Raw genomic sequence first — 10834 nt, forward strand, 5'->3', positions numbered from 1 at the left:
CGTTAGACGTTCCTCACGACGGACCCCCTCTCCTCGCTGCCACCGTCGGTGACATGGCAGCGCGTTCGTTCTCCATCAAGGGTGCAATTGGCACGCCGTGGCCCGCCACGGTCGATGCGAAGCGGACGGTGGGGATGTGTTCAGGCGAGCGTCCAACGTGAGGCTGAACGCATCTTCACTGGCCGCCACGCCAACCTTCGCGCTGGCGCTGCTGCATTCACAGAACACCCCGGCGCATGGACCCGGCGGTGGACAGACACGTTGCTGCCTGCTCGCCGTGCGGTATCGTCGCCGCCGTGTCGCCATCCACTCCCTCTGCTGTCGCCCCGCGGCCCGCCCAACGCCATGGGCGGCTGGACGCGTTGCGCGGATTCGCCATCGTCTGGATGGCGGTCTTCCACTTCTGCTTCGACCTCAACTACTTCGGCTACTTCGAGCCGCACCAGCGCTTTCAGCACGACCCGTTCTGGACGTTGCAGCGCACCTGCATCGTCACGCTGTTCCTGCTGTGCGCCGGCATGGGGCAGGCGGTGGCGATCGAGGCGAAGCAGAGCTGGGTGCGCTTCTGGCGGCGCTGGGCGCAGGTGGCCGGCTGCGCGGCGCTGGTGTCGATCGGCTCGGCCCAGATGTTCCCGAACACCTGGATCAGCTTCGGCGTGTTGCACGGCATCGCGGCGATGCTGATCATCGTGCGCCTGGTGGCGCCGCGGCAGCTGGCGCAAGGGGCGCTGGGCTACGCCGTGCTGCTGGGCCTGGCGCTGGCGGCGCTGGTGCTGCCGCGCGTCTGGCATGACCCTCTGTTCGACAGCCGCTGGATCAACTGGGTTGGCCTGGTGACTCACCTGCCGCGCACCGAAGACTTTGTGCCAGTGCTGCCTTGGCTGGGTGTGGTGCTGGCAGGTGTGGTGTTAGGCAGTTGGCTGCTCAAGCACCGGCCAGCCTTGCTGGCGGGCAGCGTGCCCGCGGCACTGAGGCCGCTGGCGGTGTTGGGGACCTGGTCGCTGACCTTCTACATGCTGCACCAGCCGGTGTTGATCGGGGCGATCAGGGCCTGGCGCTGGGCCACTGGTGCCTAGGGCGACGCCGCTCAGRCGCAGCTCAACCTGAACACCGACACCGCCGAAGCGAGGCGGTCCGCCTGCTGATGCAGGCTTTCAGAGGCTGCCGCAGTCTGTTCCACCAAGGCGGCGTTTTGCTGCGTCGTGTTCTGCAGGTGGTTGACCGCCTGGTTGATCTGGCCGACGCCGTTGTTCTGCTCCAGGCTGGCGGTCGAGATCTGGGAGATCAGCTGCGTCACTTCGCGCACCTGGTTGACGACCTGGTCGATGGTCTGCCCGGCTTCGGTGGCCAGCCGATGGCCGGCTTGCACCTTGTCGCCGCTGGAGCTGATCAGGCCCTTGATCTCCTTGGCGGCCGCCGCGCTGCGCGTGGCGAGTGCACGCACCTCGGACGCCACCACCGCGAAGCCACGGCCTTGTTCGCCCGCCCGGGCGGCTTCGACCGCGGCGTTCAACGCGAGGATGTTGGTCTGGAAAGCGATGCCGTCGATCACACCGATGATGTTGGAGATCTGGACGCTGGATTCGCGGATCTGGTCCATCGTGGCGATCATGTTGCCCAGGGCCTGGCCACCGGTGGCGGCCACTTTCGAGGCGCCGTTGGCCAGGTCGTTGGCACGCACCGAATGGTCGGCGCTGGCGCGCACGGTGGCAGCCATCTCCTCCATCGATGAGGCGGTCTCTTCCAGGCTCGCGGCCTGTTGCTCGGTGCGTTGGCTCAGGTCGTTGTTGCCGCGGGCAATTTCGCTCGACGCGGTCGCGATCTCGTCGATGCCGCCGCGCATCTCACCAACCATGCGAGACAGCTGAGCCGTCATCTCGCCCAGCGCTTGCTGCAGCTTGCCGATCTCGTCGGCGCGGTCGCACTCGATTTTCGAGCTCAGGTCGCCGGTGGCCACCGCGTTGGCCTGGTCGACGCAGGCATTCAGCGGCACCAGGATGCTGCGGCGAGCCCACAGGTACATGCTCAGTGTCACCATCAGCAGGGTCAGCGTCACGATGGACATCATCCGGATGCCCCCTTCGCGACTGGCGACGAAACTCGTCATCGAGTCGCCGGCCAACTGGTTGCCGGCCTCGACGGTGCGGTCGACCCCGGCGCGGTGCTTCATGTACAGCGCGTTGGCCTGCTTCAGCCCCTCTTGGGCCCCGGCGGCATCGCCACCGGCCAGCTTGTCGAGCACCTCTTTCTTGGCCGCCGCGATGAAGGCTTGACCCGCGGCGTGCTGCTCGCCCAGCAGCAGCTTTTCCAGCCCGTACGGCGGATTGGCCGTCCAGTAGTCGACCCGGGCCTGGTATTCCTTGCTCAGGCGGTCGAATTCCGCTGCCGCCCGGTCGTGCGGCAGGGTTTGTTCCACGGCCTGCGACAGCACCAGCCGCATCTCGATCAGGTACATCGGCGGCGGCAGGATGTCGGCGACCACGTCCTTGGCCACCATGGCCTTTTGCGCGCTGTCGTCCAGCGCGTTGAAGCTGACCAGGGCTTGCCCTAGGACCGCCACGCTGGCCAAACCGCCCGCCAAGCCGATGGACATCAAGGCCAGGCGCAGGGATTTCATCAACTTCATGGCGGTATCTCCTGGATCGGCAAGCCGTCCGCGCCCAAACAACTTGCGCAGGCATCGCGGCATTGCTGGTCGGATATCGAGAAGCACCGGGGCAAACTTGAGGCGGGTCAAATTCCACATCACGAAAGTGTGCTCATCTGCATGGATGGAATCGGTACCGCGGCAAAAGGGGCGGAAGCGGCCCGGTGATGCGTTCGGGCATGATGCGCGCACCATGACCCAGCGAATCCTTTTCGGCTTCCATGCCGTGACCGTGCGCCTGAAGACGGCGCCTGCTTCCATCACCGAGATCCATGTCGACGCGACCCGGCGCGATGCCCGCATGCGCGGCTTCGTCGAGCGGGCCCGCGAGGCCGGCTCGCGCATCATCGACAGCGACGACGCCCGCTTGTCCAAGCTGGCCGGCAACCCGCGCCACCAAGGCGTCGTGGCCCGCGTCGAGCCGTTGCCGCCAATGCATTCGCTGGACGAGATCCTCGAAGGCGTCGAGGCGGCCAAGGAAGACCCGCCGTTGGTGCTGGTGCTCGATGGCGTGACCGATCCGCACAACCTGGGCGCCTGCCTGCGCGTGGCCGATGGCGCCGGCGCGCAAGCCGTGGTCGCGCCGAAGGACCACGCGGTGGGCCTGAACGCGACGGTGGCCAAGGTCGCCTCGGGCGCGGCCGAGACCGTGCCCTACCTGATGGTGACCAACCTGGCGCGCAGCCTGAACGAGATGAAGGAGCGCGGCATCCGCATCATCGGCACCAGCGACGACGCCACGCAGACGCTGTACGACGTCGACCTGAGCGGCCCGGTGGCGCTGGTGCTGGGCGCCGAAGGGGCCGGCATGCGGCAGCTGACGCGCAAGACCTGCGACGAGCTGGTCAACATCCCGATGGCGGGGGCGGTCGAAAGTTTGAACGTCTCGGTGGCCGCGGGTGTGTGCCTCTATGAAGCGCGCCGACAGCGGCGCACGACAGGCTGACGACCATGGACGACGCAGCGGGTGACCTGGCCAAGCTACGCGAGCGGCTGGCGCAAGCCCGCCACATCGCCGTGATGACCGGCGCCGGCATGTCGGCCGAGAGCAGCATCCCGACATTTCGCGATGCGCGCACCGGTTACTGGGCCCGCTTCGACCCGATGCAGTTGGCGAGCGACCAGGGCTTTCGCACCGATCCCGGCCGCGTCTGGCGCTGGTATGCCGAGCGCCGCCAGGGTGTGCGCGCGGCGCAGCCCAATGCCGGTCACGTGGCGCTGGGCGCGTTTGCGCAGCGCCACCCCGGCCGCCTGACGGTCATCACGCAAAACGTCGACGACTTGCACCAGCGCGCCGGCAACACCGACACGATCCGGCTGCATGGCGACATCCTGCTTGACCAGTGGCTGGAGGAATGCCCGCGCCGGGGTATCGGCAGGCCCTGTGACACCGCCTGGGCAGCGCCGGGCGAGCCGCCGATCTGCGGCGATTGTGGCAACCAGCTGCGGCCGGGCGTCGTATGGTTCGGCGAAAACCTGCCGCTCGAGGCCCTGAGCGCGGCCGAAGCGGCGGCCGACCAGTGCGAGGTGATGCTGGTCATCGGCACCTCGGGCGCCGTTTGGCCCGCCGCTGGCCTGGCGGCCCGCGCCCACGGCGCTGGCGCCTGGGTGGCCATCGTCAACCCCGAGGCCAGCGAGATCGACAGCGACGCGCAGCAACTGGTGCGCGGCACCGCGGCTGGCGTGCTGCCGGCGTTGTTCGACGGGTTGTGACGCGTTCGTGGGTCAGCAGACCCACTGCAGCACGCCGTCGCCCCGGGCTGCGGCATCACGGTAGAAGTCGGCCATCACCGTGAAGTTCTCGAGCACGTAGTCCAGCGCTTCTTCACCGTCGCGGACCCAGATCACTTCCGGGTAGATGCCCTTGTCCTGCATGTCCTGCGGGTCGAAGCGGGCGGTCAGCTCCTCTTGGGTCAGGCTGTCCAACGCCGCTGCCAGGCGGATGACCTGATCAGGCGTCAGGAAGCGCGCCGGCCCCATGCCGAGGTCGGGCCCGATGTCGGCCGCGCCGAGGATGGCCCACGAAAAAGGTTCGCGGCCTTCCCACGCCGTGCCGGTCAGCAGGTAATGGATGCCGTGCCACGCCTTGTCGGCGTCCGCCGTGTACGGCAGTTCGTCGCCATCGTCGTCAGGATGCAGATAGCCCTCGACCTCGTCCGGCGCATCAAGCAGCCGCGCGAGCGTGTCCGGCGTCACGGCCGCAAAACAGACCGCCATGCCCATGTTTTATTCCCTCCAGAGAGAAGGGAATTATCCAAGCCAGGGCACCCCGGTCATCTGCGGCGCGAGCACCGAACCGTCAACCATGTTCATCGGCGCTTCTGCACCGTGGCCGGCCGCCTGACGCGTCATCTCAGTGGCATGCCCTGGCGGGGCCGGCCAACTGCACTTGCGCTGCGGCTGCGCACTCTGTTCAATCGCTGTTGGCCTCATGGCCAACGTCTGCGTTCGCAGGCCGCCGGGAGGCCCGTAGTACTTCCAAAGCGAAGGAGACAGCATGGCCAATTCAACGGCGGGCTGGCAGCAAGCCCAATCTCAGGCGCTGCGTGCCGCGACCCAGTGGCGATGGATGGAGGAAGCGGCCACCGGTGGGGCATTCGCCTCGCTCGCAACGTGGCCGGACGCCTGGAGCCGGTTCGACGTGGCGGCCTCGCTGGCGTATCCGACCGACGTCATCGTCGGCACGAAGGGCGATGACAACCTGGTCGGCACCGACGACGCCGACCTGATCAATGGCCGGCAAGGCGCCGACACGATGGCCGGCGCAGGCGGCCACGACACCTATGTCGTTGACAACGTGGGTGATGTGGTCGAGGAGGCGGCAGGCGGCGGCATCGACACCGTGCTCTCGCGCGTCAGCTACAGCCTGGCGGCCAACGTCGAGAACCTGACGCTCACCGGCACTGCGGACCTGCGAGGCACCGGCAACGAACTCGACAACGTCATCATCGGCAACCAGGGTGGAAACCTGCTGCAGGGAGGCGACGGGCGGGACACGCTGTACGGAGGCCGCGGCAACGACAGCTTCGAAGGTGGCGCGGGCGCTGACCTGATGGTGGGCGGCGAGGGGGATGACACCTTCAATGTCGACGATCCCGGCGACGTCACGGTGGAGCTGCACGATGGTGGCAACGATACGGTGTACTCCACGGTCACCTGGACGCTGGCGCCGCACGTGGAGAACCTGACCCTGGGCTACGCATACACCGAAATCGACGGGTACGGCAATGCGCTGGACAACCTGATTCTCGGAGGCCCCACGGTCAATCTGATCGACGGCGGTGCCGGCAACGACACGATCAGCGGCGGCGGCGATGCGAGTCCCTATGTCACCGATACCCTGATCGGCGGCGAGGGCGACGACTCGCTGAGTGGCGGCGGCTTGTTCGGCAGCGATCTGGTCTACGGCGGGACCGGCAATGACACGCTGACGGGCTCGGGCGCCACTTTGTTCGGGGAAGACGGCAACGACTACCTGCAGGGCGGCCAGATGGATGGCCATCACGCGCCCGGTAACTTCGTGTCCGGCGGCGCAGGGCGGGACACCTTGCTGGGCGGCGGCGGCATGGATGGTGGCGACGGCGCCGACTGGCTCGAGTCGAACATCTTCTATTCCGCCGTGGGTGGTGCGGGTAACGACACGATCTCCGGCATCGGCGGCGGCGGGTACTACGATTTCGGCGTCGATGCCGGTTCGGGCGATGACGTGATCGACGTGACCTCGTTCAGCAAGCTGACGCTGCAAGCCGGCAGCGGGAACGACAAGATCGATTGCGATTTCTTGCGCGATGCGAGCTTCGATGCCGGCGCCGGTGATGACCTGGTGACGGTCACCGGCTTCGGTGGCACCCCCTTCACCGTGCAGGGCGGCGCGGGCGACGACACGATCCGGGCCCAGGGACTGCAGGGCCAGGTCGAAGGGGGCAGCGGTGACGATTGGATCCTCGTCGGGGCGAGAACGTCTCTCGTGGGCGACGGCCACGGCGGACTGGGCAACGACACACTGACGGGCGCCGGCGGACTGGACTACCTCGCCGGCGGGAAGGGCAGCGACACGTTCGTGCTGACGGCCCGGGAGGTGCTTTACGAGCGAATGGTCTTCGTCGACGACTTCACCAGTGGTGTCGACAAGCTGAACGTCAGCCAGGCCAGCCTGCCGGTGGGCAACGGCGACCAGCAGGTCGACGGGGCCACGACGATCAACGGGCCGGGCGGCTTCGACAGCAGCGCGGAGCTGGTCATCGTGGCGGCCGACATCTTCGGCGACCTGTCGCTCGACGCGGCGGCGGCCGCCATCGGCAGCGTCAACCAGGCCTACAGCGCAGGCCAGAGCGCGGTCTTCGCCGTCGACAACGGGCACGACTCGTGGCTGCTGTACTTCCAGTCCAGCGGCACCGATGCGGTGGTCAGCGCGGCCGAGTTGAGCATCGTCGGCCGGCTCGGTGGCGGCGCCGGCGTCCAGGTGGGGGATGTGGCCTGGGGGCCGTGAGCGCAGGGGCTACTTCTCGACCGCCGCGTAGACCATGTTCATCACCAGCGGGCGGTAGTGGTCGCGCTGCTTGACCGACTGGATCATCAGCACGGCCCACAGGTCGGTCTTGGGGTCGACCCAGAACAGCGTGCCGGCGGCGCCGCCCCAGTGGTAGGTGCCGGGCTCCGAAGGGCTGACCCCTTCGCCCGGCGCCAGCCGCACCGCAAAGCCCAGGCCGAAACCATAGCCCGGGCCGGGCAGGTACAGCGCCGTCTTCTTGATGTGCGGGCTGACATGGTCGCTGGCCATGAACGCGACCGTCTTCGGGCTCAGGATGCGCTTGCCGTCCAGCGTGCCGCCGTTGCGCAGCATCTGCACGAAGCGGGCGTAGTCCATCGCCGTGGACATCAGACCGCCGCCGCCCGATTCGCCCTTGCGCACGACGCGTGGGTCGGCCATGTCGGCGTTCAGGCCGATGTTGCGGTCGTGGTCGAAGGGCTCGGCGATGCGGCCCTGACTGCGCCGGTCGGTCACGTAGAACGAGGTGTCCTTCATGCCCAGCGGGTCGAACAGCCGGGCTTTCATGAAAGCACCCAGCGACTGGCCCGAGACCACCTCGATCACGCGGCCGAGGATGTCGGTCGAGTGGCCATAGTCCCAGGTCGAGCCGGGTTGCGCGGCCAGCGGCAAGGTGGCCAGGCGGTCGGCGAAGGCGGCGTTGTCAAGGTCTTCGAAGAGCTTGGCTTCGTCGTAGGCTGTTCGCACCAGCGAGTTGCCGAAGAAGCCGTAGGTCAGGCCCGAGGTGTGGCGCAGCAGGTCCTGCACGGTCATCCCGCGGCGCGCGGGCTCCAGCATCAGTGTCGGCTTGCCGTCCGGGCCGGGCTTCTCGACGCCGACCTGCACTTTGCCGAAGGCCGGGATGTACTTCTCGACCGGGTCATCGAGCTTGAGCTTGCCTTCCTCGACCAGCACCATCGCGGCGACGCTGGTGACGGGCTTRCTCATCGAATAGATGCGGAAGATCGAATCGCGCTCCATCTGCGCGCCGGGCACGGGGCCCAGGTCGCCGACCGCGTCGAACTGCACCACCTTGCCGTGGCGCGCGACCATCAGCACCGCGCCGGGGATCTTGCCGTCTCGCACACCGGCCATCAGCGTGGCGGTGACGTTTCGCAGCCGCTCGCTCGACATGCCTTCGGCCTCGGGCTTGCTGCGTGGCAGCTCGGCGGCCTGCGCTGCGGCGAGCAGCAAGCTGCTGGCCAGGCACAGCGCCGTGGCCAGGGTCTTCAATTGCCTCATCGGGTCTCCTGTGGGCGCCGCGCGCTTTTTGTTCGACGGCGCAGAGCATGGCACAGCCCGGCCAAGCCGGGTTACTAACGGGTTACCGAAGTGCTACAGGGCGGCCGGCGAGGGCCTCTCAACCGCCAGCCCGCGCGCCAGCCAGCAACGCCTTCAGTGCCCCAAGCAACACGCCCGTGGCTTCCTCGGGGGTGAGCAGCGCCGAGCTGACAAAGGCGCCGTTGACCAGCACCGCGAGCTGCGCGGCCAGTTGGTCGGGTTGGCGCACCTTCAGCCGCTTGGAGACGTCTTGCAGGCGGCTTCGCAGCGCCTGCATATGCCGCAGCGAGACCTGGCGGGCGGGATGGTCCTGTTCGGCGAACTCGGCGGCCACGTTGATCTGCGGGCAGCCGCGGTAGTTCGAGCGGGCCAGGCGCTCGCCGATCCAGCGCATGTGGGCGGCCAGTTCGCCGGCCGGGTCGTCGGCGTGTTGCTTGGCGACGCTGTCCCACAGCGCCCAGAACTCGACGTCTTCGCGCTCCAGGAAGGCGACGATGAGGTCGTCCTTGGTGGGGAAGTAGCGGTACAGGCTGGTCTTCGCCACCGCCGCCTCCTGCACGACCAGATCGACGCCGACGGCGCGCACGCCGCGTTGATAGAACAAGGCGGAAGCGGTGTCGAGGATGCGGCCGCGGACGTCGGCAGCCGGCTCGGCGGTTGCCTTCGCCGAGCGCTTGGACGCCGCGTTGGCACGACCGGCAGGTGAGGGCGCTTGCGGGGAACCCGGGGCAGATGAAGTACGCATGGTTGACATGATACAGACCTGTCTGTAGTATTTGAAGAACAGACAGGTCTGTATCGTCATTGAAAGGCACCCATGCAATCCGTTTCCCAAGTCATCGCCGTGTACGGCGCCACCGGCCACACCGGTCAATTTGTCGTCCAGGAAGCGCAGCGCCGAGGGCTGGCGGTGGTGGCAGTCGGGCGCAGCGCCGCGCGGCTCGACGAGTTGTTTCCCTCGGTCGCGGCCCGGCGCGTGGCCGTGCTCGACGACCCGCTCAGCCTCGAACAGGCCTTCGCCGGCTGCGCGGTGGTCATCAACTGTGCCGGTCCGTTTCTCGACACCGCAACGCCGGTGGCGCGGGCCGCGCTGCGAGCCGGCAGCCACTACATCGACGTGACGGCAGAGCAGGCCAGCGCGCAAGCCAGCTTTGACGACCTCGATGCACCGGCGCGTGCGGCCGGCCGCGTCGTGATCCCGGCGGCCGGTTTCTATGGTGGTCTGGCCGACCTGCTGGCCAGCGCCCTGGCCTCGGCTGGCGCCATCGACGAGATCACCGTCGCGGTGGCACTCGACCGCTGGTGGCCCACCACTGGTACGCGTGTGACCGGCGAGCGCAACAACGTGCCGCGCGTGGTGGTGAAGGGCGGCCGCTTCGCGCCCTTGACGCCGTCGGCCGAGGTGCCGGACTGGGCCTTCTCGGCGCCGCTGGGCCCTCAGCCGATGGTCGAACTGCCGTTCAGCGAGATCGTTACCTTGGCGCATCACCTGAAGGCCGGTGCGATCCGCTCGCTGATCAACCGCTCGGCGCTTGAAGACGTTCGCAATGCCAAGACGCCACCGCCCACGGCGGTGGACGACAGTGGGCGTTCGGCGCAGCGCTTCGAGCTGGGGGTGCAGCTCGTGCAAGACGGCGTGACCAAGACGGCCAGCGTGCGTGGGCAAGACATCTATGCCGTGACGGCGCCCATCGTGATCGAAGCCGCCCTGCGTTTGCTGACGCCTTCGTACCGGCACGGCGGCGCGCTGGCGTTGGCCGAGGCGGTCGACCCGGTTGAACTGCTGCGCGCGCTGCACGGCCCGGCGCTGGACGTGTCCGGAGATGCCTTGCGTGCTTCGATGTGAACCTGCTGACCGAGATGTCTTGGTCGGGCTCGAAATTGCGTCTGTACTGACAGTGGGCTTGGAAAGTTCGCTGAAGTCGCGTCGACGCAGACGCCCGTTTCAACATCAAAGGAAGGGACACATGAAAGCATTTGAGCAAACGTTGCGCAGTGATCGCGCACGCCTGCTTGGCCGAGTCGGTGGGGCGGCCGCCGCATGGCGCTTTGCCTGCATCGGCGCCGCGGTATCGATTCTGCACATGGCCGCCCAGGCGGCGAGCCAGCCGGCGCCGGCCGCTCCCGTCGTCGGCTACGAGATCCTCCACAAGGTGGATGCCGAGGACGGATTCCTGCCCGGCGGAACGCTGGCCGTGGGGGCGGGCGGCGTGCTGTATGGCACCACCGAGTTTGGCAGCACCTATTCGCATGGCGCCAGCTTCAGGATCACGACAAGCGACCGATTCAAGGTGCTGCAAGCCTTTGGCGCACCTGGGACGCCTCAGCTCAGCCCCGTCGGTGGCTTGACGCTGGCCGGCGACGGCAACTTCTACGGC

The 10834-nt window shown here is 67.7% G+C and carries 9 protein-coding genes and 1 pseudogene; 6 read left to right on the forward strand and 4 right to left on the reverse strand.

All coding sequences use genetic code 11. The features are described 5' to 3' along the window. Positions 1-296 precede the first annotated feature (296 nt). Positions 297-1076: an acetyltransferase domain-containing protein gene (locus AC1DYI_RS17565; RefSeq protein WP_477205426.1), complete on the forward strand. Its 780-nt coding sequence runs from the start codon at positions 297-299 to the stop codon at positions 1074-1076. Positions 1077-1087: 11 nt separating this feature from the next. Here AC1DYI_RS17565 and AC1DYI_RS17570 read toward each other — a convergent pair whose 3' ends face one another. Further along, entirely contained in the window at positions 1088-2626 is a 1539-nt protein-coding gene (locus AC1DYI_RS17570; RefSeq protein WP_477205427.1) for a methyl-accepting chemotaxis protein, read from the reverse strand. A 214-nt stretch (positions 2627-2840) separates the two neighbouring features. On the opposite strand from AC1DYI_RS17570, the gene rlmB reads away from it, so the two are divergent. Both rlmB and AC1DYI_RS17580 read left to right on the forward strand, forming a co-directional pair. Then, complete coding sequence (gene rlmB / locus AC1DYI_RS17575; RefSeq protein WP_477205428.1) at positions 2841-3593, forward strand: 23S rRNA (guanosine(2251)-2'-O)-methyltransferase RlmB; 753 nt, start codon at positions 2841-2843, stop codon at positions 3591-3593. A 5-nt stretch (positions 3594-3598) separates the two neighbouring features. Further along, on the forward strand, positions 3599-4360 hold the full coding sequence (locus tag AC1DYI_RS17580) for an SIR2 family NAD-dependent protein deacylase (RefSeq protein WP_477205429.1): 762 nt from the start codon (positions 3599-3601) through the stop codon (positions 4358-4360). Positions 4361-4372: 12 nt separating this feature from the next. Here AC1DYI_RS17580 and AC1DYI_RS17585 read toward each other — a convergent pair whose 3' ends face one another. Continuing rightward, the gene (locus tag AC1DYI_RS17585) at positions 4373-4870 is read right to left on the reverse strand and encodes a YfbM family protein (protein ID WP_477205430.1); all 498 of its coding nucleotides are present in this window, start codon (positions 4868-4870) and stop codon (positions 4373-4375) included. A 274-nt stretch (positions 4871-5144) separates the two neighbouring features. Here AC1DYI_RS17585 and AC1DYI_RS17590 point away from each other — a divergent pair, with 274 nt between their 5' ends. Then, entirely contained in the window at positions 5145-7136 is a 1992-nt protein-coding gene (locus AC1DYI_RS17590) for a calcium-binding protein (protein ID WP_477205431.1), read from the forward strand. Positions 7137-7145: 9 nt separating this feature from the next. On the opposite strand, the gene AC1DYI_RS17595 is transcribed toward AC1DYI_RS17590, so the two are convergent. Together AC1DYI_RS17595 and AC1DYI_RS17600 are read right to left on the reverse strand one after the other, a co-directional pair. Continuing rightward, entirely contained in the window at positions 7146-8417 is a 1272-nt protein-coding gene (locus AC1DYI_RS17595) for a serine hydrolase domain-containing protein (RefSeq protein WP_477205432.1), read from the reverse strand. A gap of 118 nt (positions 8418-8535) precedes the next feature. Further along, on the reverse strand, positions 8536-9201 hold the full coding sequence (locus AC1DYI_RS17600) for a TetR/AcrR family transcriptional regulator (RefSeq protein WP_477205433.1): 666 nt from the start codon (positions 9199-9201) through the stop codon (positions 8536-8538). Between the two features lie 72 nt (positions 9202-9273). Here AC1DYI_RS17600 and AC1DYI_RS17605 point away from each other — a divergent pair, with 72 nt between their 5' ends. Continuing rightward, positions 9274-10302 carry a saccharopine dehydrogenase NADP-binding domain-containing protein gene (locus AC1DYI_RS17605; RefSeq protein WP_477205434.1) on the forward strand — a complete coding sequence of 343 codons (1029 nt, stop codon included), beginning with the start codon at positions 9274-9276 and terminating at the stop codon, positions 10300-10302. A gap of 121 nt (positions 10303-10423) precedes the next feature. Continuing rightward, positions 10424-10834 (forward strand): annotated as a pseudogene (locus AC1DYI_RS17610) (hypothetical protein); the annotation flags it as partial.

Source organism: Ideonella sp. P3_A4, assembly GCF_056403075.1.